The 25038-nt window shown below is 63.6% G+C and carries 24 protein-coding genes; 12 read left to right on the top strand and 12 right to left on the bottom strand.

What is annotated here, in order from left to right; translation table 11 throughout:
* The first annotated feature begins 37 nt into the window (after positions 1-37).
* On the top strand, positions 38-799 hold the full coding sequence (locus tag IVA80_RS01275) for an SDR family NAD(P)-dependent oxidoreductase (RefSeq protein WP_247424758.1): 762 nt from the start codon (positions 38-40) through the stop codon (positions 797-799).
* 87 nt (positions 800-886) lie between these two features.
* Positions 887-2290 carry an amidase gene (locus IVA80_RS01270; protein WP_247424756.1) on the top strand — a complete coding sequence of 468 codons (1404 nt, stop codon included), beginning with the start codon at positions 887-889 and terminating at the stop codon, positions 2288-2290.
* A gap of 2 nt (positions 2291-2292) precedes the next feature.
* Here the strand turns inward: IVA80_RS01270 and IVA80_RS01265 are convergent, their stop codons facing one another.
* Positions 2293-2874 (bottom strand): tripartite tricarboxylate transporter substrate-binding protein, encoded by a 582-nt coding sequence (locus IVA80_RS01265; RefSeq protein ID WP_346347952.1) that lies wholly within the window; start codon positions 2872-2874, stop codon positions 2293-2295.
* Between the two features lie 144 nt (positions 2875-3018).
* Here IVA80_RS01265 and dusA point away from each other — a divergent pair, with 144 nt between their 5' ends.
* On the top strand, positions 3019-4029 hold the full coding sequence (gene dusA / locus IVA80_RS01260) for a tRNA dihydrouridine(20/20a) synthase DusA (protein ID WP_256467333.1): 1011 nt from the start codon (positions 3019-3021) through the stop codon (positions 4027-4029).
* A gap of 144 nt (positions 4030-4173) precedes the next feature.
* Here dusA and IVA80_RS01255 read toward each other — a convergent pair whose 3' ends face one another.
* The 5 genes from IVA80_RS01255 to IVA80_RS01235 all read right to left on the bottom strand — a co-directional run bounded on the left by IVA80_RS01255 (position 4174) and on the right by IVA80_RS01235 (position 8911).
* Positions 4174-4728: a TIGR02281 family clan AA aspartic protease gene (locus IVA80_RS01255; RefSeq protein WP_247424752.1), complete on the bottom strand. Its 555-nt coding sequence runs from the start codon at positions 4726-4728 to the stop codon at positions 4174-4176.
* 28 nt (positions 4729-4756) lie between these two features.
* Positions 4757-4960 (bottom strand): DUF1289 domain-containing protein, encoded by a 204-nt coding sequence (locus IVA80_RS01250; protein WP_247424749.1) that lies wholly within the window; start codon positions 4958-4960, stop codon positions 4757-4759.
* A 44-nt stretch (positions 4961-5004) separates the two neighbouring features.
* Positions 5005-6603, bottom strand: coding sequence for an ATP-binding protein (locus IVA80_RS01245; RefSeq protein WP_247424746.1), 1599 nt, complete (start codon positions 6601-6603; stop codon positions 5005-5007).
* Between the two features lie 138 nt (positions 6604-6741).
* On the bottom strand, positions 6742-8019 hold the full coding sequence (nhaD, locus tag IVA80_RS01240) for a sodium:proton antiporter NhaD (RefSeq protein ID WP_247424739.1): 1278 nt from the start codon (positions 8017-8019) through the stop codon (positions 6742-6744).
* A 22-nt stretch (positions 8020-8041) separates the two neighbouring features.
* Positions 8042-8911: an NAD(P)-dependent oxidoreductase gene (locus tag IVA80_RS01235; protein WP_247424736.1), complete on the bottom strand. Its 870-nt coding sequence runs from the start codon at positions 8909-8911 to the stop codon at positions 8042-8044.
* A gap of 216 nt (positions 8912-9127) precedes the next feature.
* Between IVA80_RS01235 and IVA80_RS01230 the strand changes: the two genes are divergently transcribed.
* From IVA80_RS01230 to IVA80_RS01215, 4 genes are all read left to right on the top strand, one after another.
* Entirely contained in the window at positions 9128-9577 is a 450-nt protein-coding gene (locus tag IVA80_RS01230) for a VOC family protein (protein ID WP_247424733.1), read from the top strand.
* 54 nt (positions 9578-9631) lie between these two features.
* The gene (locus tag IVA80_RS01225; RefSeq protein ID WP_247424730.1) at positions 9632-10765 is read left to right on the top strand and encodes an Mrp/NBP35 family ATP-binding protein; all 1134 of its coding nucleotides are present in this window, start codon (positions 9632-9634) and stop codon (positions 10763-10765) included.
* A 220-nt stretch (positions 10766-10985) separates the two neighbouring features.
* On the top strand, positions 10986-12077 hold the full coding sequence (locus IVA80_RS01220) for a TRAP transporter substrate-binding protein (RefSeq protein ID WP_247424728.1): 1092 nt from the start codon (positions 10986-10988) through the stop codon (positions 12075-12077).
* Positions 12078-12535: 458 nt separating this feature from the next.
* On the top strand, positions 12536-12886 hold the full coding sequence (locus tag IVA80_RS01215; RefSeq protein ID WP_247424725.1) for a hypothetical protein: 351 nt from the start codon (positions 12536-12538) through the stop codon (positions 12884-12886).
* Positions 12887-12922: 36 nt separating this feature from the next.
* On the opposite strand, the gene IVA80_RS01210 is transcribed toward IVA80_RS01215, so the two are convergent.
* Positions 12923-14452 (bottom strand): FAD-dependent monooxygenase, encoded by a 1530-nt coding sequence (locus IVA80_RS01210; protein ID WP_247424722.1) that lies wholly within the window; start codon positions 14450-14452, stop codon positions 12923-12925.
* 409 nt (positions 14453-14861) lie between these two features.
* On the opposite strand from IVA80_RS01210, the gene IVA80_RS01205 reads away from it, so the two are divergent.
* The 4 genes from IVA80_RS01205 to IVA80_RS01190 all read left to right on the top strand — a co-directional run bounded on the left by IVA80_RS01205 (position 14862) and on the right by IVA80_RS01190 (position 18175).
* Positions 14862-15089, top strand: coding sequence for a hypothetical protein (locus tag IVA80_RS01205; protein WP_247424719.1), 228 nt, complete (start codon positions 14862-14864; stop codon positions 15087-15089).
* A 109-nt stretch (positions 15090-15198) separates the two neighbouring features.
* Positions 15199-15972, top strand: coding sequence for an SDR family NAD(P)-dependent oxidoreductase (locus IVA80_RS01200; protein WP_247424715.1), 774 nt, complete (start codon positions 15199-15201; stop codon positions 15970-15972).
* Positions 15973-16104: 132 nt separating this feature from the next.
* The gene (locus IVA80_RS01195; protein ID WP_247424713.1) at positions 16105-16779 is read left to right on the top strand and encodes a response regulator transcription factor; all 675 of its coding nucleotides are present in this window, start codon (positions 16105-16107) and stop codon (positions 16777-16779) included.
* A gap of 1 nt (position 16780) precedes the next feature.
* On the top strand, positions 16781-18175 hold the full coding sequence (locus tag IVA80_RS01190; RefSeq protein WP_247424710.1) for an ATP-binding protein: 1395 nt from the start codon (positions 16781-16783) through the stop codon (positions 18173-18175).
* Positions 18176-18188: 13 nt separating this feature from the next.
* Here IVA80_RS01190 and IVA80_RS01185 read toward each other — a convergent pair whose 3' ends face one another.
* Entirely contained in the window at positions 18189-19490 is a 1302-nt protein-coding gene (locus tag IVA80_RS01185) for a M20/M25/M40 family metallo-hydrolase (protein ID WP_346347951.1), read from the bottom strand.
* Positions 19491-19765: 275 nt separating this feature from the next.
* Here IVA80_RS01185 and IVA80_RS01180 point away from each other — a divergent pair, with 275 nt between their 5' ends.
* Positions 19766-20854 (top strand): TRAP transporter substrate-binding protein, encoded by a 1089-nt coding sequence (locus IVA80_RS01180; protein ID WP_247424705.1) that lies wholly within the window; start codon positions 19766-19768, stop codon positions 20852-20854.
* Between the two features lie 74 nt (positions 20855-20928).
* On the opposite strand, the gene IVA80_RS01175 is transcribed toward IVA80_RS01180, so the two are convergent.
* The 4 genes from IVA80_RS01175 to IVA80_RS01160 form a co-directional block, all read right to left on the bottom strand.
* Positions 20929-22584, bottom strand: coding sequence for a TRAP transporter large permease subunit (locus IVA80_RS01175; protein ID WP_247424702.1), 1656 nt, complete (start codon positions 22582-22584; stop codon positions 20929-20931).
* A gap of 27 nt (positions 22585-22611) precedes the next feature.
* Positions 22612-23193, bottom strand: a complete 582-nt coding sequence (locus IVA80_RS01170) for a TRAP transporter small permease subunit (protein WP_247424698.1) — start codon at positions 23191-23193, stop codon at positions 22612-22614.
* 170 nt (positions 23194-23363) lie between these two features.
* Positions 23364-24398, bottom strand: a complete 1035-nt coding sequence (gene moaA, locus IVA80_RS01165) for a GTP 3',8-cyclase MoaA (RefSeq protein WP_247424695.1) — start codon at positions 24396-24398, stop codon at positions 23364-23366.
* Positions 24399-24517: 119 nt separating this feature from the next.
* Positions 24518-25006, bottom strand: a complete 489-nt coding sequence (locus IVA80_RS01160; protein WP_247424692.1) for a hypothetical protein — start codon at positions 25004-25006, stop codon at positions 24518-24520.
* Between the last annotated feature and the right edge of the window lie 32 nt (positions 25007-25038).

Below are 25038 nucleotides of genomic sequence, written 5' to 3'. Positions count from 1 at the left end.
ATGCATGTTTTAAGTTGTCAAGAGGGAGGGAATGGATATGGATCTCGGACTCAAGGGAGCAAAGGTTCTCGTCACCGGCAGCACCAAGGGTATCGGCAGGGCGATCGCCGACACCTTCGCGGCCGAGGGCGCCAATGTCGGCATCTGCGCGCGCAATCAGGCCGACGTCGACAGCGCGGTCACCGCGCTCAAGGCGAAGGGCGTCGCTGCTCATGGCAGCTCGGTCGACGTCTCCAACGGCCCGGCGCTCAAGGCCTGGGTGGAGGATATGGCCTCCAGGCTCGGCGGCATCGACATCGTCGTCGCCAATGTCAGCGCTTTGTCGATCGGGCAGGACGAGGAGAGTTGGGAGAAGGAGTTCTCCACCGACATGATGGGCACGGTGCGGCTGGTCAATGCGGCGATGCCGTATCTGGAGAAGAGCAAGGCCGCCGCGATCGTAACCATTTCCAGCGTGTCAGGGCGCGAGGTTGATTTCGCCAGCGGTCCTTATGGCACATTCAAGGCCGCGATCATCCACTACACGCAAGGACTCGCCTTCCAGCTTGCCGGCAAAGGCATCCGCGCCAATTCGGTGTCGCCGGGCAACACCTATTTCGAGGGTGGTGTCTGGAATCAGATCAAGGATGGCAATCCCGAGCTGTACAAGACTGCGCTTGCGCTGAACCCGACCGGCCGCATGGGCACGCCGCAGGAAATGGCGAACGGTGCGGTGTTCCTTGCCAGCAAGGCTGCAAGCTTCATCACGGGGACCAATCTCGTGGTCGATGGTGCGCTCACGCGCGGAGTGCAGTTCTAGGCGCGTCCAGAGCCGCGCGGTCACGAGACCGGCCTGTTCGAGCCGCCGGTGGGCACCGCCCGTTTCCGACAACAACAGGGCTGTCAGATGTTAGAAGATCCAATCCACTACAAGTCGATCACAGAACTGTCCGAGCTGTTCCGCCGGGGTGAGCTCCGGCCGTCGAAGGTGACGGAGGCTATGCTGAGCCGGATCGAGAAACTCGACGGCAGGTTTCACGGCTACGCACTCGTTCTCGCCGAGCGCGCCATGGCTCAGGCGAAACGCTGTGACGCCGAGCTCGCGAAAGGCATCTGGCGCGGGCCGCTGCACGGCGTGCCGATCGGACTGAAAGATCTCTGTTACACCACCTTCGCACCGACGGCGGGCGGCACCACGATCCACGCCAGGTTCGTCCCATCCTTCAACGCGACGATCGTGGATCGGCTCGAACTCGCCGGCGCCGTCACGCTCGGCAAGCTGAAGATGACCGAGGGGGCCTACACCAGTCACCATCCGAACGATCAGGCACCGCTCAATCCCTGGAACGTCGACTACTGGGTTGGCTCCTCCTCGAGCGGATCGGGAGTGGCGACCTCGGCGGGGCTTTGCTACGGCGCGATCGGCAGTGACACCGGCGGCTCGATCCGGTTTCCGTCGGCAACGTGCGGGCTCACCGGGATCAAGCCCACGTGGGGACGTGTGAGTCGTTACGGCGTCTTTCCGCTGGCGGATTCGCTCGACCATGTCGGGCCGATGTGCCGGAGCGCGGCCGATGCGGGCGCCATGCTCGGCGTCATCGCGGGCGCCGACGTCAATGACCCGACGACCCTGCAGGCGCCGGTACCGAACTATCTGGCCGGGATTGGTGACGGCATACGGGGCCTACGGATCGGTGTGGACCGCAACTACACCCAAAGCGGGATCGATCCGCAGGTGGTCTCCGCATTGCTGGAAGCCGAACGCATGCTTGCGGAGCTCGGCGCCGACATCCGCGAGGTCAAGTTCCCGGCCTACGAGAAGCTCGTCAGCATGTGGATTCCGATGTGCTCGATCGAGACGGCGGAGGCGCATCTTGAAAGCTATCCGTCGCGGAAATCGGAATACGGCCCCGATCTGGCACAGCTGATCGAGCAGGGAAGGTCGATGAGTGGCGTCGAAACCGCGCAGATCCATCACGAGCGCCTGAAGTTCTGCGGCAACCTCGCCGCATTGTTCGGCGACGTCGACCTGCTGCTAATTCCCACTATGCCCGTGCCGATCCCGACGCTGACCAAGATGGGCGAATACGGCGCCGATCCGAACGTGCTGCTCAGCATCCTGCGCTTCACCGCGGTGTTCGACTTCTCGGGCAGCCCGACCATCACGCTGCCGAATGGCATGGCGTCAGACGGCCTGCCGCTCAGCATGCAGCTGGTCGGCCCGCATCTGTCCGAGGATCTGCTCGCCCGCGCCGGACATGCCTTCCAGTCGGTGACGGATTGGCATACGCGGCGTGCTCCCATCGATTGAAGCTATTTCGGCTCGGCCAACTCGGTGGCGAGCGGCTGCAGGGCCTTCGTCATATCGTCGAGACGCTTCTGCCATTCGGCTCCGGGCATGAAAGCGAGGACAGGTGCGTCACCGGGAGAGCTCATCACGTATTCGGGATCGCTCAGGCTTTCGGCGATCGCGCCTTCGAGCCTTCTCGCGACATCGTCAGGCGCGCCCTTTGGCAGTGCAAAGCCGCGCTCCGCGGTCATGACGATGGGAACGCCGGCTTCCTCGGCGGTCGAAACACCCTGCAATGATGGGGAACGGGCCTTCGACAGGATTGCAATGGCCTGGAGTTCGCCTTTGTTGGTGCCGTCGAGCTCAGGCACTTCGCTGAGACTGACCATACCGATGTCCAGATGGCCGCCGAGGACATCGGTCCTCTGCGCGGCCGTTCCGCGATAGGAAATCTCGTTCGGCTCGACGCCGGCTTGCTTTGCAAGCATGCGGATGGCCAAATGACCGTTGGTGCCCCCGCCGTTATGGCCGAACGTCACCGAACCGGGCTTCTTGTGCAGTTGGGCTTGATATCCTGTAGAGCCATGGCTTCGGTTGCGTGGGATGACCGTTCCCAGCTCGAGAGCTGCCTTTTCGGTACTGCATGAGCATCTTCGGTACTGCGCGGCAGTGCCAGGAGCGTCAAAATGGAGGAAAATGGCAAAAAAGAGCTACAATGGAAAATTCAAAACTCTTACTAAGTAACTGAAATGACCGAAAAAACTACGAAATCGTACGATTTTCCTTTCTCCGTCGCGCCCATGATGGACTGGACCGATCGGCATTGCCGGGTGTTCCATCGTCACCTGACGCGGCGGGCGCTGCTCTATACGGAGATGCTGACCACTGGCGCCATCATTCATGGCGACCGGGAGCGGCTGCTTGGGTTCGACGCGGTCGAGCACAAGGTGGCGCTTCAGCTTGGCGGGTCGGATCCGCGCGAGCTCGCGCTGGCCGCGCGGATCGGCGAGGAGTTCGGCTATGACGAGATCAACCTCAATGTCGGCTGCCCGTCGGATCGCGTGAAGGATGGGCGCTTCGGCGCGTGTCTGATGGCGGAGCCGGAGCTCGTGGCGAGGTGCGTCGATGCGATGAAGCGTGCGGTCGCCGTTCCGGTCACGGTGAAATGCCGCATCGGCATCGACGACCAGGATCCGGAAGTCGCGCTTGATAAGCTTGCGCGCGGCGTGGTTGCGTCCGGCTGCGACGCGCTGATCGTGCATGCCAGAAAAGCCTGGCTCGACGGTCTGTCGCCGAAAGAGAACCGCGACATTCCGCCGCTCGACTATGATCGCGTCTATCGCCTCAAGCGCGCGATGCCTGACGTGCCTGTCATCATCAACGGCGGCATCCCAGGAATCGACGAGGCGAAAGCGCATCTTGAGCACGTTGATGGCGTGATGCTCGGCCGCGCCGCCTATCAGGAGCCGTGGCGGCTGCTCTCCGTCGATCAAGACATCTTCGGCGAGACGGCGCCGCATGCGACGATGCAGGACGCGCTCGAAGCGATGATGCCCTATATCGAGCAGCAACTTACGCGGGGCACGCGGCTGCATGCGTTCACGCGGCATTTCGTCGGGGCATTCCACGCCGTGCCCGGCGCGCGCGCCTTCCGCCGCCATCTTGCCGAGCAGGGGGTGAAGTCGGGTGCCGGTGTGGACGTGCTGCGCGATGCCATCGCGCGCGTCGGTGCGCGCGCTCCGGCGGAGGCTGCGGCCTAGCCGCAAGCAGGTGAAGAGCCGGATCGTGAAATCCGGCTCTTGGTCGATCTGCCTCAGCGGAACAGATCGAAGTGACCATTTGGCAGGAACACCCATTCGCCGCCGGCGCCCGCCGTCCAGCCCATCTTCCTCATGTGCGATGGTCTAGTCGATCGCGGTGCGCGAGCGGCGGTGGCTGCTCTGAAGCTCCGGGTAGCCCGTGAGCATCAGCTTGTCGGAGCGGACGCCCCAGCTTTCCAGGCGGTCGAGGAAGCTCATGCCGAGCAGATTGGTCTTCATCTGCCCGCGCTGGACGACGAGGGCCGGCACCGACTTTTCGACGAGGTGGCCGACAGAGAGACGGTCGAGCGTAAGGCGGGCCGCCTTGGTGTGGCCGCCCGCGGTTTCGAGATCGACGTCGTATTCGAGCATCTCGAGCGGCAGTCCGATCGCTTTCGCGGTTTCCCAGGTGAGCACCACGGAGGTCGCACCGGTATCGATCACCATCGGTGCGGCGACGCCGTTGATCTTGGCACGCAGCGCGAATTCGCCGCCCTGGCCGCGCTGGATCTGCACGGCCGGGATTGGAGAGGCGGTCTGCGCGCGAAACATGTGCGAGACCTTGTTGCTAGCGCGCGCGATCTGGTCGGAATCGCCATAGGCGACGACGGCACCGGCCATGCCGGCGAGCATGATGAGGACGAGCAGGAAGCGGATCATCGCGCGCCTCCGAAGGGACGCAGGCCGATCAGGCGCGCTTCGACGATCCCGCGATCGGCGCAAGTCCGGCGGCCGCCATGCGTGCCCGCAACAGCGCCATCACCGCGAGCCGTTCCGTGCTCTCCATGGCGTGCCAGCATGCGATTTCCGGCAAGGTGCGGCCGCAGCCGAAGCACAGCCTGGTCTTGGGATCGATCATGCAGACGGCGACGCACGGCGTTTCTTTGCTCATGTGGACATAGTGAGGGATCGTCGGGCATTTCTGCAAGCATCTCGTTAAGAGCCCGTACCGGCGCTCATGATCGGCTTGTGGCGCGGCCGGCGCTTCTCGTCGGGCATCGCGGAACTCTCCGGCTGGAGCGGCGGCGCATCCTCCGACAGCGGCGCCAGCGCGCTCATCACGCGCTCCGGCGGGAAGGTGACGATCACCTCGGTGCCGATGCGCAACTTAGACTTCAGCGTGAACGTGCCGCCATGCAGATCGATCAGGTTCTTGGCGATGGGCAGGCCAAGCCCTGCACCTTGTTCGGCCGACTTGATCGAGTTCGAGCCCTGGCCGAACGAGGCGAGCACGACCGGGATTTCGTCCTCGGGGATTCCGGAGCCGGAATCCCTCACCGAGAGATATTGTCCGCCCGAAGCGGTCCAGCCGGCCTTGAGCCAGATCTCGCCGGCTTGGGGGGTGAACTTGATCGAGTTGGAGAGCAGGTTGAGCACGACTTGGCGGATCGCCCGCTCGTCGGCCCAGAGCCGCGGCATGGCCTGCTCGAACACCTCGTGGATGGTGATGCCGCGGCTCGAGGCGCGCAGCTTCATCAAATGATGGCAGTCGGCGACGATGCCGACCAGCGACACCGCTTCCTCGTTGAGCTCGTAACGGCCAGCCTCGATCCGCGACAGATCGAGGATCTCGTTGATGAGGTTGAGCAGGTGGACGCCGGAATTATGGATGTCGGCGGAATATTCCTTGTAGACCGGCACCGCATGCGCGCCAAAAATTTCGCTCTTCATCACCTCGGAGAAGCCGAGGATCGCGTTCAGCGGCGTGCGCAGCTCATGGCTCATCTGCGCGAGAAAGCGCGACTTTGCGACGTTGGCGGATTCGGCGCGGTGGCGCGCTTCGTCCGAGATCGCCTTGGCCTGTTCGAGCTCGCCGATCAGCGCGTCCTTCTCGGCGCGCGCCTCGAGCGTGGCGAAGGTCGAGGAGTGCAGGCGGTGCGCCAGCAGCACGAAATAGCCTTCGGCCGCGAGCGCGAGCGCCGCCAGGATGTAATTGTCCAGCGCGCCGGTCACCGCAAAGTTCAGCGCCATTGCGACTGCGACCGGTGCGGTGGCGGCAAGGGCGGCGATCGGCAGATTGGCGGCCAGCATGCTCGACACTGCGATCACCAGCAGCATCAGGAACATCATCAGCGTTTCGGTGACCAGGTCGAGCACGGGATGGATCAGGATCGCCATCCAGCAGAGGCCATAGAGCAGGTCGAGCACGACGAAGCGCGTCCGCCATGCGCGCGTTGCCGCGGGGGACGAGGAGGCCTCAGCCAAAAAACGGTGGCAGCTGCGGATCATGGCGGCGTGGATGCAGAGCATGCCGGTGGTCCAGGCCGCGGCCGGGATCGGCTGCATCCAGAGCCCGAACAGCACGCCGGTGGCGACCACCAGCAGCATCACGACATAGGAGGCCGACAGCCGCGTCTGGGCATATTGGCGCAGCATCTCGGCGTCAAAAGCCGGCCGGGTTCCGCTGGTCGACGTTAACTTGTCGCGCGCCTCGCGCACCCGCTGCGCCGCAGCCCGTCGGCTGCTCGCCGATGGAGCGCTCACCGGCTCGGCCGGAAGCTGCACTACCTCTGGCTTTTCAGCGGGATTACTCATCGAACAACAACAATTCCTGCCCACGCAAAGGCGGGCCTTCTGCATTGTCTATCTCTGGCAAGAAATCCTTAAGAGCTGACTTAAGGAGCTAAAGAATTACGTTAACCCGGCGTTAATTTTGAACGCGCGCGGTGCCGGTCAGTGCAGGGCCGCATGCTGCGCGATGTAGACCACGGCGCCCGCCAGATAGCCCGCGAGCGCGGGGATGGCGATACGGCGAGCATACCAGAGGAACTCGATCCGCTCGAGCCCCATGGCGGCGACGCCCGCGGCCGAGCCGATAATCAGGATCGAGCCGCCGGTGCCGGCGCAATAGGCGATGAACTCCCAGAGGAAGGTGTCGGGCGGATAGTGGCCGAGGTCGTACATGCCCATGGTCGCGGCGACCAGCGGCACGTTGTCGATGACGGCGCTGAGCAGCCCGAGCACGACGACGATGACATCCTGGCGGCCGATTGCGGTGTCCAGCCATTTGGCCAGCATGGAGAGCAGGCCCGCATGTTCGAGGCAGGCGACCGCGAGCAAGATGCCGAGGAAGAACACGATCGAGCCCATGTCGATCCGCGTCAGCGCATGTGCAAGCGTGAGCGGACCGCGGACATGCTCATCCTTGCCGCGATGAACGATCTCGCCGACCAGCCAGACGATGCCGAGCCCGAGCAGCACGCCCATGAAGGGCGGCAGATGCGTGACCGTCTTGAAAGCGGGCACCGCGATCAGCACGCCGAGTCCGAAATAGAACATCACGTTCCGCTCGAACGGATCGACGCCCCGCAATCCGTCGTCTTTCGGCGGCGGTGCGATGGTCTTGCCCTTGAGCGAAAAGCTGATGAATGCAAGCGGCACGAGCAGGTTGAGCACCGAGGGCAGGAACACGGCGCCCATGATGTTCAGCGGTGTGATCTGTCCGCCGATCCACAGCATGGTCGTGGTGACGTCACCGATCACAGTCCATGCGCCGCCGGCATTCGCGGCGATGACGATGAGGGACGCGAACAGCAGGCGGTCCTCGCGCCGGGCGATCAGCCGCTGGATCAGCGAGATCATGACGATCGTGGTCGTCAGATTGTCGAGGATCGCGCTCAGGAAGAACGCCACCAACCCGACCAGCCACATCAGCTTGACCTGGCTCGTCGTGCTGATGCGGGAGGTGATGACCTCAAAGCCGTTATGGGCGTCGATGACCTCGACGATGGTCATCGCGCCGATCAGGAAGAACACGATCTGTGCGGTGGAGGCGACGGACTCATCAAGCTGACGGCCGACCAGCGTGTGGTCGCCGGTCGCGAGCGCGTAGATTGTCCAGAGCACGCCGGCGCCGACTAGCGCGGACGCGCTCTTGTTGACCCCGATCGGGTGCTCGAGCGCGATCGCCGCATAGGCGAGGACAAAGATTGCGGCGACTGCGATCAACAAGGCAGGGTCACTTCGTCAGGGGTCAGCGATTAAGGCGCGCGAGCAGGCTCGACGTATCCCAGCGCTTGCCGCCCATCTTCTCGACCTCGGCGTAGAACTGGTCGACCAGCGCGGTCACGGGCAAATTGGCGCCGTTGCGGCGGGCTTCCGCGATGCAGATCGAGAGATCCTTGCGCATCCATTCGACCGCGAAGCCGAAATCGTACTTGTCGTCGTTCATGGTCTTGTAGCGGTTTTCCATCTGCCAGGACTGCGCCGCGCCTTTGGAGATGGTGTCGATCACGGCTGCGACGTCGAGGCCCGACTTCTTGGCGAAATGGACGCCTTCGGAGAGGCCCTGGACCAGGCCCGCGATGCAGATCTGGTTGACCATTTTTGTCAGCTGGCCGGAGCCGGCAGGCCCGAGCAATTTGCACATCCGCGCATAGGCCGCGATGACAGGCTCGGCGCCGGCATAGACATCCTGTGCGCCGCCGCACATCACCGTCAGCGCGCCGTTCTCGGCGCCGGCCTGGCCGCCGGAGACCGGCGCGTCGATGAATTTGAAGCCGGTCTTGGTCGCGGCCGCGTCGAGCTCGCGCGCGACCTCGGCGGAGGCCGTGGTGTGGTCGACGAAGGTCGCGCCGTTCTTCATGCCGGCAAACGCGCCGTCGGGGCCGATCGTGACCGCGCGCAGATCGTTGTCATTGCCGACGCAGCACATCACGAAATCCTGGCCTTCGGCTGCGGCCTTCGGGGTCGCCGCGGTCCTGCCGCCGAATTTGTCCGCCCACTCCTTGGCCTTGGCTGCGGTGCGGTTGTAGACGGTGACCTCATGGCCCCCTTTCTTGACGAGGTGTCCGGCCATGGGGAAGCCCATCACGCCGAGACCGAGGAAAGCGACTTTAGCCATGGTACCTTGTCCGTAGTTTGGGGTTTTACGGTTTTTGCCGGGCGAGGGGCGCCGGTTCCGCCGTTGCGGCGGATTGGAGGCGCACCATAAACTCTTGAGGCCGGAGGGCAACGGCTTCGTTTGTCGCCCTCCTGTGCTAGGATGGCGGACTAAGGGCTTCGAACAAAGACCTCCATAACAAAACAAAGGCCTGCATAAGAAAAAGGGAGCGAAGGCATGGGCGTGGGTTTGGGCGGCGTGAGCGTTGGCGTCCTCGATCATTTCAACATCCGGACCCGGAATCTGGCCGAGACGGTCCGCTTCTACGAAGACGTGCTTGGCCTGGAAAAGGGCGCCCGGCCCAATTTCGCTTTCCCAGGGGCCTGGATGTACAGCGAGGGCAAGCCGGTGGTGCACCTCGTCGATATTTCTCCAACCCCGGAGCCACAAAAGCCGGATTCCGGCGTTGTCCACCACGTCGCCTTCGCCAGCCGCGGTTTCGTCGGCATGAAGCAGCGATTGGCGTCCAAAGGCATGAAGTACGATTCCCGCCAGGTGCCCGGCGGCGACCTCTGGCAGATCTTCGTCCACGACCCCAACGGGGTCATGATCGAGCTCAACTACGAGGCGGCCATGGAGCAGGGGGCGGCGCCCGCCGAGATAGCCGGCGATATCGGCAGGCAGTAGCCTTTTGGGCGTTTCCGCTCTAATGGGGCACATCTTGAAGTCAGGAGATGCGCTTTGAGCGTGACGCAGCAACAGGTTCTCGACAGCCTCGCCAGGATCAAGTCACCCCGCGGGGTCGCGCTCACCAATGCCAATGTGCTGAGCGCGATCAGCGCGGCCGAGGGCAAGGTGTTCTTCTCGATCAATGTCGACGCCGCCGAGGCGCGGGCCTGGGAATCCGTCCGGGCCGAAGCCGAAGCTGCGGTGCGCGCCATTCCCGGCGTCACCACCGTGATGGTGGCGCTGACCGCCGAGCGCAAGGTGGGCGCGGCACCGCCGCCGCCAACGCCGAGCCGCGGCACGCCGGGCGTACAGCCGGTCCATGCCCACAAGCCCCCGCAGGGTGGTGCTTCGCCGATGGCGCGGCAGTCGGAAATTCCAGGCGTCGCCGCCGTGATCGCGGTCGCCTCCGGCAAGGGCGGCGTCGGCAAATCGACCACCGCGCTCAATCTGGCGCTGGGCCTGCGCGACCTCGGGCTCAAGGTCGGGCTGCTCGATGCCGACATCTACGGCCCCTCGGTGCCGCGGCTGACGGGCCTGCACGACAAGCCGGAGCTGAATGACCAGCGCAAGATGATTCCGCTCCGGCGCTTCGGCCTCGCCATCATGTCGATCGGCTTCCTCGTGGAGGAAGAGACCGCGATGATCTGGCGCGGTCCCATGGTGATGTCGGCGGTGACGCAGATGCTGCGCGACGTCGAATGGGGCCAGCTCGACGTGCTCGTGGTCGACATGCCGCCGGGCACCGGCGATGCCCAGCTCACGCTGGCGCAAAACGTGCCGCTGAAGGGCGCCGTCATCGTCTCGACCCCGCAGGACCTGTCCCTGATCGATGCGCGGCGGGGCCTTGCGATGTTCAAGAAGGTCAACGTGCCCGTGCTCGGGATCGTCGAGAACATGAGCTACTTCCAGTGTCCGCATTGCGGCACGAAATCGGACATTTTCGGCCATGGCGGCGCGCGCCACGAGGCCGAGAAGCTCGGGGTACCGTTCCTCGGCGAGATCCCGCTGCACATGGCGATTCGCGCCACCTCGGATGCCGGTAACCCGCTGGTTGACAGCGAGCCGGACGGGCCTCATGCGGCGATCTATCGCGCCATGGCGGGCCAGGTTCGGGACCAGCTCAAGGGCGTCATCGCCGCGGCCTGAACCGGTCTGGCCCGATCCCTTCCGGCCAATACCCTGGGGACATGCGACTTTCGTAGAGCCCCGTCATGCCAATGTCGCGTTTCGAAAGCGGGGCTTCCGTGTTAAAGGCCCACGGCAGTCAAGCCCCTTCGGTTCGACGCGGCCTTAAAACGCATCGCCGGAATGAGCGGCGGCAAAAGAGAAGTCTAGGGGAAACGCCCCAGCAAGGAGAGACCTGAAGATGAAACGTCGTGATTTCCTGAAAGTGTCGGCAGCAGGCGCGGCGGCGACCGCCGCGGTGGCCTCGCCGGCGATCGCGCAGTCCTCGCCCGAGATCAAGTGGCGCCTGACTTCGAGCTTCCCGAAGTCGCTCGACACCATCTATGGCGGTGCCGAGCAATTGGCGAAGTACGTCGCCGAGATGACCGACAACAAGTTTCAGATCCAGGTCTTCCAGGCGGGTGAAATCGTTCCGGGCCTGCAGGCGCTGGATGCGACGCAGAAGGGCACCGTCGAGATGTGCCACACAGTGTCGTATTATTACGTCGGCAAAGACCCGACCTTCGCAATCTTCGCGTCGGTGCCTTTCGGCCTCAACGCGCGCCAGCAGAATTCCTGGTTGTACCAGGGCGGCGGCAACGAGCTCGCCAACGAGTTCTTCAAGAAGTCGAATGTGATCGGCTTCCCCTGCGGCAACACCGGCACCCAGATGGGCGGCTGGTTCCGCAAGGAGATCAAGACCGTTGCCGACCTCTCCGGCCTCAAGATGCGCATCGGCGGCATTGCCGGCCAGGTGCTTCAGAAGGTCGGCGTGGTGCCGCAGCAGCTCGCCGGCGGCGACATCTATCCGTCGCTGGAGAAGGGCACCATCGACGCGGCCGAATGGGTCGGCCCCTATGATGACGAGAAGCTCGGCTTCGCCAAGGTCGCCAAGTACTATTACTATCCGGGTTTCTGGGAAGGCGGTCCGACCGTTCACGCCTTCGCCAACATCGACAAGTGGAACGAACTGCCGAAGGCCTACCAGGCGATCCTCACCAATGCGACCGTCAACACCAACACCTGGATGGCCGCGCGCTACGACATGGTGAACCCGACCGCCCTGAAACGTCTGGTGGCCGGCGGAACGCAGCTTCGCCCCTTCACCAACGAGGTGCTGGAAGCCTGTCTCAAGGCGACCAACGAATTGTGGGGCGAGATCTCGGCCAAGAACCCCGACTTCAAGAAGTCGATCGATGCCATGCAGGCCTACCGCTCCGACGAATATCTGTGGTGGCAGGTCGCCGAATACACTTACGACAGCTTCATGATCCGCTCGCGCACCCGCGGCTGATCTTCGCAAGAAGTCGGAAGGCGACACGCCCGGTCTCGTTCGCGAGGCCGGGCTTTTTCTTTGGCGGCTCAGGGGTGCCCAAACAAAAATATGAAAAACAACCCCATGCACAGTAGAAGTCGGGTGAGGGCGCGTTGCCCACCGGAGGCTGCCAACAGTTTGAGGCGGCGGGGCAAATCAGCGGGAAGGAGCAATCGTCGCGCAGCCGTGGCTGGCGCACCGATTGGCGTGGCGGCAAGCGTTCCGGAATGACATCGGTTTGGCGCGCGTCTGCTCCCACGTCGTCATTGCGAACGCAGCGAAGCATTCGCGGCGCTCGCAATGACGAGCGGATGGAGTTGGGCTCAGATGCGGATCCGTTTGACACGTCGGGCAAAACAGTGGCAAAAAGGGATGATCGTATAATCCGAAATGATCTCTCGGTGTCGAATCCTCGGCGCCATCCTTTGGGAGTGACGATGAGCTTCGATCCTGATGAAGTTCAAAGCGCACTGCGCAAGGCATGGTCGGCGTCGACCTCCAGCACATGGACTCCGAACAATCCGGCGGCAGGGCAATGCAACGTCACGTCGCTGCTGATCCACGAACTCTTCGGCGGCGAGTTGCTGAAGACGCCGCAGCCGGCCGGCGATCATTTCTACAACCGGATCGAAGGCCGCAGGTACGATTTCACGGCGAGCCAGTTCGACCAGCCGATCGCTTACACGGACGTGCTCACAGATCGGGTGGACGCAGAGCTGGGAGCAACCGGCGACCAACTGGCGGAACTCAGAATCGCTTTTCGGGTACACTGTATGAAGTCAGGCTAAAGCGAAGTAACGCCGGTGCCGACGACGCGAACGGCTTTAGCTGGCATTGGGCTCACCGAACCATCGCGCTGCGGCTTGAGACGCTTCCTCGTTGTCAGGAGCCTCTTCGCTGGCCCAGGCCACGACGCCGTCGGGGCGCACGAGCAAAGCGATCAAGCCCAATCGATCCTTCGCGTCGCTTGCAACATAGTTGATCCGGCCGCTCCAGCGGCTTGCAAGCGCTTGAAGCGATGACCAAGCGTCGAAATCCAGCAACAGCCCTTTTCCCGTTCTGAGGAGTTCGCTCAGTCTTGTCCCGTCCGCGAATTCGAAGTCGGGCGCACTCCGTCCCACCAGAGGATGGCCCGCGCCAAGGTCATAGCGGAGAGAAAGGCCCCACATGCGCTCGGCGAAGTAGGTCGCGCCGTCGCGGGTGTCGATCAGGTCACGAACGATCGCTTCGAGTGCGCGCGAACTCCTGCTGGGGCGCATCAGCCCGACCTGGGCGCGCGACCAGTCGAGGATCTGTGCTCCCACCGGATGTCGCTCAGTCCAATAGCTGTCGAGCAAGCCGACAGGCGCATCGCCACGAATGGTAGCCGCGAGCTTCCATCCGAGGTTCATGGCGTCGCCGAGGCCGAGGTTCAGGCCCTGGCCGCCCAGCGGCGAATGGATGTGCGCGGCATCACCCGCCAGCAATACGCGGCCCTCGCGATACTCAGTTGCCTGATAAGCACGGTCGGTCCAGGTGGTGGCGAGCAGCAGGGCCGTCACCGTCACGTCGATGCCTGAGATCTTGCGTAGCACCGCCTCGATCTGGTCGCCCTCCGGTTCGGTGCGGTGGGCGGTGCCGCCGTCGAAATCGACCATCGCTATCGTACCGGGCGTCGCATATGTGTACATGCCCGAAGGCGTGTAATGGCGACCGGACCTTAGCGCGGTCGGGTCGGCCAGTTCGACCTGCACCGAATAGCCGGTGAACTCCGGATCGGTGCCGGTGAAACCGATACCGGCCGCCTTTCGCACGCTGCTGCGCCCGCCGTCGCAACCAACGAGCCAGCGGCCATGGACGGTTTCGCCGACCGACTCAACAGTAACGCCATCGATAGATTGCCTGAGCGCCTCGACGCCGCAGCCGCGCCGGATCTCTACGCCCAGCGCCTCGGCGCGGATCGCAAGGACGGCCTCGATGCTCGCCATGTCGGCCGCCATGCTGCCGATCGGGCCGGGCAGGCGGTACAGCCATTGCGTAGCGTCGATCTGATCGTGGAAGAACTGGATGCCGGCGAAATGACCGCCAGGGCGACGCTGCTGATGCATCCAGTGCGCACCCGCCGGCGTTTCTCGGCTCGCCGCGCGAGCGTTCAGACGATCCAGCAAGCCGCGGCGGTCGAAGCTCTCGATGGTCGGCACCGAAAGGCCACGCAAACCAAACGGCAGGCTCTTGAGCGGCGAGTGCGGGTCTTGCGCCTTTTCCAGCACCAGCACTGAACAGCCGGCAATCCGCAGCTCACAAGCCAGAAAGAGCCCGACGGGACCGGCCCCGGCGATGATGACGTCATACAGGATCGTGTCGAGGGTCTGCATAAAATGCTCCGTTGTCGATGTTCGACCGGAGCGTTTCCCAAACCTGAAGACCTCACGGACGAACGACCAATCGCTGGAACAGCGACCGTGTTCGTCGTGGGGATCTCAGGCATGAGGCCAAAGACCAGAGCTTTCGTTACCGAAAGGACTTGGGCTTACCAAACCAAGTCTGCCTTTTCCGACACCGCCAATTTAGCTGTTTGATCGCGGCCTCGTCAACGGAATAGGCTGCAGTCTGTCCATCGAGCTGCAGAGACCTGATGCATTTGAACCTGATCGCGGGCCATGACGTCAAACTCCGGACGCTTCCGAGTGATGACCTTGTCTTCCAGTTTTTGCAGCCTTTTCGACGGGCCCTTCCTGATTCTCATATGGGCCTTCACGCTTGCCTTCACGGGCGGCCGCTGCTTTGGAGTTCCTGAATTACAAGCCGGTCTCGCGGTGCGCGGTCGTGCAAGCCATGTCGAACATCGTGGCGTCCGGGTGCTGGCTCACTTTTGGTTCCGCCGCAATGACTGCCCATGCGCGCGGTTTGATCTCGCTGCCCACAGCCATCTTCGCAGTGGCGCTGCTGTTTGCCACCGTGGCCGGCGGCTCGTTCCTGATCGCACGATGGTGTCCCGACGGGCAGTCCTAGGGCCCGAGCGCAAAAACGTTGACGGGATGGATAAGGTCAGCGACGAACAAGATCGCAAATCGGAGCCTACTCATCGGATTGCGCTCTGCGAAGGACCAGGGAGCAGCGCATGGCGATCGTCTTCATCACCGGCAGCACGGATGGTCTCGGCCGGGCCGCGGCGCAATCACTGCTCGATCAGGGCCACCGCGTGGTGCTGCATGCGCGATCGGCGGATCGCGCTGCCGCAAACGCCGAGTTGGCGTCGAGGGCCGCCGGGATTGTAATCGGCGACCTCAGGAGCGCCGTCGAGACCAAAGGCATCGCAGACCAGGTCAATGCGATCGGACGCATGGATGCGATCATCCATAACGCCGGTGTCTATACCGAGCGGAGTCGGGGCTCGACTCCCGAGGGGCACGCCGGCACGCTGGCGATCAACACGCTTGCGCCGTACATGCTGACGGCCCTGATCGAGCGGCCGGCGCGGCTGGTGTATCTCAGCAGCGGCCTGCATCGCGGCGGAGAGGGATCATTGCGCGATCTCGATTGGAACAAACGGAGCTGGGATGCGGCCAAGGCCTATGCCGAGAGCAAGCTGCACGCAGTCGCCGTTGCGTTCGCGCTGGCTCGGCGCTGGCCGCAGATATCGAGCAACGCCGTCGATCCTGGTTGGGTGCGCACCAGAATGGGCGGCCCGGGGGCTCCGGTGGATCTGGACACCGGACAGCGAACCCAGACCTGGCTTGCGGTAAGCGAGGAGCCGTCCGCGATGGTCAGTGGCCGTTACTGGCATCACCTCCGGCAGGAGCAGCCGGCCGCCGAGGCGACCGGCCCGAAATTCCAGGACGAGCTCATCAACAGATTGGGCGAGCTGACGGGCGTGAAGCTTCCGGCGGCGTAACGTGCGGCTTACATGAATCTGACGAGACGCAAAAAGGCGGGTAGGACCTTGCCTTTTTGCTGGCCGAAACCGCGCCGATGGTGGAAGACAGCCATGATGCCGCGCGAGCCGTGTGGCTTTACCGGGACTACGATGCGTCTTCTGATTGTCGAGGACAATGCCGAGCTGTCGCGGCTCGTCGCCGGCGGGCTGGCGGCGGCCGGCTATGAGAGCGACATCGTCGGCAGTGCCGCCGAGGCGCGCGAGGCGGTGGGCAGCGTCAGCTACGCAGCGATGATCCTGGACCTCGGCCTGCCCGACGGCGATGGCCTGTCGGTGCTGCGTGAGCTGCGCCGGCAGATGGAGCCGTTGCCGGTCCTGGTGCTGACCGCGCGCGGCGGCTTGCAGGACCGGGTCAACGGCCTGCGCAGCGGCGCCGACGACTATCTCGCAAAACCGTTTGCGATGGAGGAGCTGGTGGCGCGGCTGGAGGCGATTTTGCGCCGGCCGGGCCAGCTGCTCGGCCGCTCGCTGCATCTGGCCAATCTCGTCTACGACACCGAAAGCCGCCAGATCTTTGTCGACGACCAGCCGCGGATCATCTCCGCGCGCGAGGCGTCGGTGCTGGAGATCCTGCTGCGCCGGCAGGGGCGGGTGGTGCCGAAGAAGAATGTCGAGGACCACATCTTCGGGCTCGACGGCGAGGTCGCCTCCAACGCGGTCGAGGTCTACGTCTCGCGCCTGCGCAAGCAGCTCGCCGAGCACGGCGCCAGGGTCGTGATCCATACCATCCGCGGCGTCGGCTATCTCATGGCCGAGGAGAAATAGCGTGGCCCAGGTCGGGTCCTATGCCGCGTCCTATGCGAGGTCGCCGACCTTCAAATCGCTGATCTGGCGCATCGTGTTCCTGCACATCGTCGCGGTCGCGATGGTTGCGATCTTCCTGCCGCTGGTGCTGTTCTGGCTGCTCAATTCGGAGATCGACCTGCTGCATCGCGACGCCATGCGCGCGCAGGCCGAGGTCCTGGCCGAGCGCATCGTCGCCCAGCCGGACGGCCTGTTGACGTTCAATCTGCCTGACAGTCTCAAGGGCCTCTATTCGGAAGCCTATGGCCGCTATCAGTACGAGATTCGCGATGCCGAGGGCCATTTGCTGTTCTCCTCGCGCCGCAGGGCGGGCGCCGCGCCGCCGGTGCCGCCGCATCTGTCGGATACGATCTCCGGTGCCGGCGTGATCCGAGTCATCGACGGCAAGACGGTGCGCATCCAGGTCGCCGAGGACCTCGCGCACCGCGACGTCATCATCGACGACATCGTGTCGAACTTCTTCCGGCGGGTCGGATGGATCACCATTCCGATCCTGCTGGTCCTGCTCGCCACCGACATCATCATCTTCCGCCGCGCGATCGCGCCGCTGTGGAAGGCCTCGGAGCAGGCGAGCAATATCGGGCCGGCGCGTACCGACATCCGCCTGCCGACGGAGCAGATCCCGCGCGAGATCATGCCGCTTGTCACCGCGGTGAACCAGGCGTTCGACCGTCTCGAGGACGGCTTTCGAGTGCAGCGGCAGTTCACCGCCGACGCCGCGCATCAATTGCGCACGCCGCTCGCGATCCTGCGCACGCGGATCGAGACGCTTGGCGACGGCGCGGCACAGCAGGCGCTCCATGCCGACATCGAGAGCATGAGCCGCATCGTCGCCCAGCTCCTGGAGATCGCCGAGCTCGACACCCTGGTGCTCGATCCCGGCGAAACCGCTGACCTACGCGCCGTCTGCGCCGAGGTGGTCGGTGCGATCGCACCGTTCGCGATCGCGCAGCACAAGGACATCGCGCTGAGGGGCACTGAGGCGCCCGTGCTGATCCGCGGCAATTCGGAGATGCTCCAGCGCGCGATCTTCAATCTCGCCGAAAACGCCATCAAGTTCACGGCAAAGCACACCTCCGTCGACGTCGAGGTGCGCGACGACGGTGAGGTGCGCGTGCGCGATTGCGGCCCGGGCATTGCGGAGGCCGAACGCGAGCTGATCTTCCAGCGCTTCTGGCGCGCCGATCGCCAGCGCACCGACGGCGCAGGCCTGGGGCTCTCGATCGTACGCGGCGTCGCGGATGATCACGCGGCGACGATCGCGGTCGAAAATCTGCCGGGAGGCGGCGCGGAGTTCGCGCTGCGGTTTAGATTGGCAGAGGAAGCCGTTCGTTCTCCCTCCCTTGGTCAAGGCTGACCGTCGAGCGCTGTTATTTCAGCTTGCCGGTGGACAGATCCATGATCATGCGCGTGGCCAGATAAAGACGCGGCACGATGCTGTTGAGCTGCACATATTCGGCATCATTGGAGTGCGCGCCGAAGCCCGACAGGCCCATGCCTTCCACCACGGCTCCATTGGTCTTGAGCGCGGCAAACGCAGCATCGGTGCCGCCGCCGATCGCCGTCTCGTCGACCTTGAGGGACATTCCGAGCTCCTGATAGATCGCCTTTCCGTGGGCTGCCACGCGGCGCGAGGCATCGTTGGCCTCGAGCGGCGGGCGGCGCACCTCGAACTTCAGGTCGATCTTGGAGTCGGGCAGCAGGCGATTCCTGATCCTGTCCTGCAGCGCCTTTTCGAGCTCGTCGAAATCCGCCACCTTGAGCGCACGCGCATCGGCCTGGGCGGTGGCCTCGGCAGGGATCACGTTGCGGTTGGTACCGGATTTGGAGACGGTCCAGTTCAGCTTCAGGCCCTGCTCGGGTTTGGACAGGTCCTTCATCTGCAGCACCTGGTGCGAGAGCTCGTACAGCGCATTGACGCCGCCCTCGGGCCGCGCGCCCGCATGCAATGACTTTCCCTGCACCGTGAGATAGGCCGCGCCGATGCCGCTGGTGGCAAGGCGCAGCGTGCCGTCGGCACCACCGCCTTCAAACGAGAACACCACATCCTGATCCGCGGCGAACCGGGTGATGGTGCTGCGCCAGCCGGGCGAAGAGATCTCCTCGTCGCCATTGGTGAGCACTGTGAGCGTGCCGAAATCCTTGAAATTCAGCTTCTGCAGCAACGCGACGGTGTGGAGAATGAGCGCGACGCCCTGCTTGTCGTCGGCAATGCCGAGGCCGTAGGCCTTGTCGCCGTCGATGCGGAACGGCTGGTCCTTCAGCATGCCCTTCAGGTACACCGTGTCCATGTGGGCGATCAGCATGATCTTTTTGCTGCCGGTGCCCTTGAAGACGGCGTGCACGGCCGGGCCGATCTTCTCGGGCGTGTCGTCGAGGCGATAGATCTCGGTGGGCTGCAGGATCTCCACCGTGCCGCCGAGCTGCTTGAGCTGGCCGGCGACGCGCTCGGCGATCTGGTTCAGGCCGTCGATGTCCTTGCTGCCGGATTCGATGCTGACGAGATCGCGGAGCGTGTCGAGCAGTGGCTGCTGCTCCTTTTGCGCGAGCGCATGGATATCGGCCATGACATTCGCACTGGGCTCGGCATGCGCCACGGCTGCCGCACATGCCAGCCAGAGCGACGCGATCAACGGACCAACGAGCGATGAAACAGGGTGCGAACGAGGCATGTGCGGCGGCCCAAGGTTGGGGGATGGCCCGGTATGCCCATGTTTCCGGCGCTTGTCACGCGCCCGACGCGTCATGCACCGCTGAGGCGGAACATGATGTGGAAGGCCATGTCCGCTGACCGTCTAAGCCTAAAGTCGCAGGACCGGATGGCGGGGAGCCGGGCATTTTGTGTCCCTCACCATCGTCGGGATGGAAATCGGATGACGCATGTTCCATGCTGTCTCCAAGCCTCAGCAAGAAGGCCCATCATCACAATCCATCAGGGTAGGACATCATGAAAAGAAGAGATTTCATCAAGGTAACCGGACTTGGTGCGGCGGGTGCCGCGACGCTCGCCGCTCCAGCGATCGCGCAGTCGATGCCCGAGATCAAATGGCGCATGCCGACGAGCTGGCCGAAATCACTCGATACGCTCTATGGCGGCGCCGAGATGATGGCCAAGATGGTCGCGGAAGCGACCGACAACAAATTCCAGATTCAGACATTTGCCGGCGGCGAGATCGTGCCGGGCCTTCAGGTGCTCGATGCCGTGCAGAACGGCACCTGCGAAATCGGCCACACGGCATCCTATTATTATTTCGGCAAGGACCCGACCTTCACCTTTGGCTCGGCGGTGCCGTTCGGACCGAACATGCGGATCAACCAGGCCTGGTACATGCTGGGCGGCGGCAGGGACGTCCTCAACGAGTTCTACAAGAAGTACAACGTCGTCTCGCTGCTTGCCGGCAACACCGGCTGCCAGATGGGCGGCTGGTTCCGCAAGGAGGTCAAGACGCCTCAGGACTTCAGCGGGTTGAAATTCCGCATCGGCGGCTTCGCCGGAAAGGTGATGGCCAAACTCGGCGCGGTGCCGCAGCAGATCGCCGGAGGCGACATCTATCCGGCGCTGGAGAAGGGCACCATCGACGCCGCCGAATGGGTCGGACCGTATGACGACGAGAAGCTCGGCTTCGTCAAGGTCGCGCCGCATTATTACTTCCCGGGCTGGTGGGAAGGCGGGCCCATGCTTCTCGCCTTCGTCAACCAGGACAAGTGGAATGCGCTGCCGAAGCACTATCAGAGCATCCTCGAGCAGGCCGGGCACTACGCCAACAACTGGATGATGGCGAAGTATGACCAAGCCAATCCACAGGCGTTGCGGCGCCTGATTGCGGCCGGCGCCAAGCTGCATCCGTTCTCTCCGGAGGTCATGCAAGCCTGTTTCAAGGCCGCAAAGGAGCTGCACTCCGAAGTCTCGGCCACCAACCCGGAATTCAAGAAGGTCTACGAATCGCTGACCGCGTTCTCGAACAACGGCTATCAATGGTTCCAAGTCGCCGAAGTCGGCTACGACAACTTCATGGCGCGCAACTCGCAGAGCTGATCGCGAGGCGCGATCGGCCAAACGAAAAAACCCGGAGCGAAAGCTCCGGGTTCTTTTTCCGGGCGGGCCGGGCGCTATTGCTTCGGCTGGCCGAAGTCGAGCGGCGGCAGATCGATCTGAGGAATCTCGATCTTGATGCTGTTGGGATCGACGGTGGACTGCACGCCCTTGTAGTGCATCACCATCGACGGGAACATGATCACGAGCAGCACCATGACGACCTGGATGACCACGAACGGCACCGCGCCCCAATAGATCTGTCCCGTTGTGACCGGCTCCATGCGCTTGCCGGTGACACGATCGGTATAACGTTCCTTCGGCGCGACCGAGCGCAAATAGAACAGCGCAAATCCGAACGGCGGATGCATGAACGAGGTCTGCATGTTGACGCCGAGGATGACGCCGAACCAGATCAGGTCGATGCCGAGATGCTCCGCCGCGGGCCCGAGCAGCGGGATCACGATGAAGGCGAGCTCGAAGAAATCGAGGAAGAACGCCAGCACGAAGACGAAGGCGTTGACGAAGATCAGGAAGCCGACCTGGCCGCCGGGCAGCGAGGTCAGCAGGTGCTCGACCCAGACATGGCCGCTGACACCGTAGAAGGTGAGCGAGAACACGCGCGCCCCGACCAGGATGAAGACGACGAACGCGGACAGCTTCGCCGTCGATTCGGTGGCCTGGCGGATCAGGTCCCAGGTCAGCCGCCGCTTCATGAAGCCGAGAATGAGGGCACCGGCTGCACCCATCGCGCCGCCTTCGGTGGGCGTCGCGACACCGATGAAGATCGTGCCCAGCACCAGGAAGATCAGGAACAGCGGCGGCACCATGACGAAGGTGGTCTGTTGCGCCATCTTCGAGAGGAAACGGAAGCCCGTCAGCTTGTCGATGCCCCAGTTCACGACGGCGACGAAGAATGCGAAGAGAATGCCGAAGAACATGCTGAGCACGACGAAATCGGCGCCGTGGCTCTCCGAATCCCGCATCATGAACCAGCCGAACACGCAGCTCGCGAGGAACAGCACGCCGAGCGACTTCAGGCCGCGGTCGCCGCTTTCCTCGCGGAAGCCGATGGCTTCCTTGGGCAGGCCCGGGGCGGCGTTCGGGAAGATCAGGGTGACGAGAAAAGCGTACCCCGCGTAGAGGCCCGCGAGCACAAGGCCCGGGATGAACGCGCCCTCATACATGTCGCCGACCGACTTGCCGAGCTGGTCGGCCATCACGATCAGGACGAGCGAGGGCGGAATGATCTGCGCCAGCGTCCCGGAGGCCGCGATGATGCCGGTCGCCACGCGGCGATCATAGCCATAGCGCAGCATGATCGGCAGTGAGATCAGGCCCATCGAGATCACCGACGCCGCCACGACCCCGGTCGTCGCCGCAAGCAGGGCGCCGACGAACACCACCGCGTAGGCGAGGCCGCCGCGGATGGTGCCGAACAACTGGCCGATGGTGTCGAGCAGATCCTCGGCCATGCCGGAGCGCTCGAGCACCAGTCCCATGAAGGTGAAGAAGGGAATGGCGAGCAGCGTGTCGTTGTTCATGACCCCGTAGACGCGCTCCGGCAGGGCCTGGAGAAAGTCCGGGTGGAATTGCCCGAGCTCTACGCCGATAATGGCAAAGAAAAGTCCGACGGCACCGAGCGAAAATGCCGCCGGATAGCCGAGCAGCAGCACGACGACGAGCGTCGCGAACATGATGGGCGCCATATTGGCGATCAGAAACGCGGTCATGACTTCCCCCTAAACCGTCGCCAACGGTTACTTCTTTTCGATCGCTTCAACGAGGTGCTCGACTTCGGCCTCCAGCGCCGAAATCTGCGACTCGTGGGGATCCGGAATCATGCCACGCATGATCGCAATTCGCTTGATCAGCTCGGAGATGCCTTGAACGAGCAGGAGGGCGAAGCCGATCATGATCAGGGATTTTGCCGGCCATTGCGGCAGCCCGCCGGCGTTGCCGGATTGCTCGTTGATCTGGAACGAGCGCAGGAAGAACGGTATTCCGGTGACGATCATGACGATAGTCAGCGGAATGAGGAAGAACAGGTGACCGATCACGTCGATGACGTTGCGAGCCTTCTTCGGCAGCATGTTGTTGATGATGTCAATTCGGATGTGTTCGTTGTCGAGCAGCGTCCACGACGAGCACAACAGGAACACGATGCTGAAAAGCACCCATTGCAGCTCGAGCCACGAGTTGGAGGACGTGTCCAACGTCTTTCGAACGATCGCATTCAGCGCCGAGATGATGACGGCGACCAGAATCAGCCAGGCCAGGCGTTTGCCGGTCCAGCGAGTAAACGCGTCGATTCCGCCGCTCAACTTAAGGAGCGCTGTCAATGATAGGTCCTCCCCGATTTGCCCCGGCCGTCTTGACTGCACCGAGTGGCGCGTCGGCTTGTCTCGCCGCGCAGGCATGAGGCAGCCGCACCAAACCAGCGAGCGTGCCGCCAGTCAATCGGAAGTTTGTTGATAGTTAAGGGAAATAAGCCGCGGTCGGCCAGCCGATGCTAACCGCCGGTCACGCTCATATGTCTGGAGACGCTGGGACGGTCGTGACGGCGGTCGATGATGAAATCGTGGCCCTTGGGCTTCAGCCCGATGGCACGATCGATCGCATCCGCAAGCAGCATATCGTCATCCGATGCACGCAGAGGTTTGCGCAAATCGGAGGCATCCTCGTGGCCGAGGCAGGTGTGCAGCGTGCCGGTGCAGGTGATGCGCACCCGGTTGCAGGATTCGCAGAAATTATGAGTCATCGGCGTGATGAAGCCGAGCTTGCCGCCGGTCTCGGCGACGCTGACATAGCGTGCCGGCCCGCCGGTGCTCTCGGCCAGATCTGTCAACGTGAATTGCTGGGCGAGCCGCGCGCGCACCAGCGACAGCGGCAGGTACTGATCGATACGGCCCGAGCCGATCTCGCCCATCGGCATGACCTCGATCAGCGTCAGCCCCATGCTCTTGCCGTGGGCCCAGCGCATCAGCTCGGGGAGCTCGTCCTCGTTGAGGTTCTTCAGCGCCACCGCATTGATCTTCACGCCAAGCCCCGCGGCGCGTGCGGCCTCGATGCCCTCCAGCACCTTGTCGATCTCGCCCCAGCGGGTGATCTCGCGAAATTTTTTGGGATCGAGCGTGTCGAGCGAGACGTTGATGCGGCGGACGCCGCAATCGGCAAGCTCCCGGGCATATTTCGCAAGCTGGGTGCCGTTGCTGGTCAGCGTCAGCTCGTTCAAAGCGCCGCTCGACAGATGCCGCGACAGCGAACGCACCAGCGACATCACGTTGCGGCGGACCAGCGGCTCGCCGCCGGTGAGCCGCAGCTTCTTGACGCCCTTGGCGATGAAGGCCGAGCAAAGCCGGTCGAGCTCCTCCAGCGTCAGCAGGTCCGCCTTGGGCAGGAAGGTCATGTCTTCCGACATGCAGTAGAAGCAGCGCAGGTCGCAGCGATCGGTGACGGAAACGCGCAAATACGAGATGGTCCGCCCGAACGGATCGGTCATCGCGCTCGACAGCGCGGCGCGGGGGCTCGCGGAAATTCCGTTCATACGAGAGGCCTTGTCACTGACGACGACGGCGCACCTTTGCCTAGCGGTGCTCTGGAAGCAATCTAAGCATCGCGCTGGCTGAGGACAATCGGGTGCGTTACGTAAGTCAGCGCTTGGGGTCAGCGCTTGCCCGCGTTCGGATCGGGGAACGGCGAACCCGCGACCGGTGCGGCCACAGCCGGACCAGCTGCGGACGCCGCCGGTTTCGGCTTCTTCGGCCGATGCGGCTTGCGGACCGGTTTCGACGGGGTGGCCGGCTGGAGTTCCGCGAACACCGGATTGGGATCGGTGGTGACCGAGGCAGGCGTGGTGAAATCGCCGGGAGTCTCGATCACGTTCACCGGAACGCTCGCCGGCTGGAATTTGGGCAGGGCGAAAGCGACCGTGAAGGAGGCGTCGGGGGCGGGAACCGAGACAGAGCAGGGGGTCTTGCAGCCCGAGCCGAGCGAGGTCGTGGCGTCAGCACCCGGGGGATTGGATTCGAGCCTGACCTGGACGGTCGGCGGCGCCGATTTGAACATGTCCCAGGACATCGAGGAGCAGCCACCAAGACTTGCTGCATCCAGAAGGCTCGCACCCGCTAACGCCATCGCGATGACACGACGCATGACCATCCACTTCTACTGCGACGAACCGCCAC

Origin of the sequence: Bradyrhizobium sp. 139 (assembly GCF_023074175.1) — a bacterium.
GTDB lineage: Bacteria > Pseudomonadota > Alphaproteobacteria > Rhizobiales > Xanthobacteraceae > Bradyrhizobium.
The sequence above is the reverse complement of the archived record's forward strand: the minus strand, read 5'-3'. Positions and strand labels throughout refer to the sequence as shown.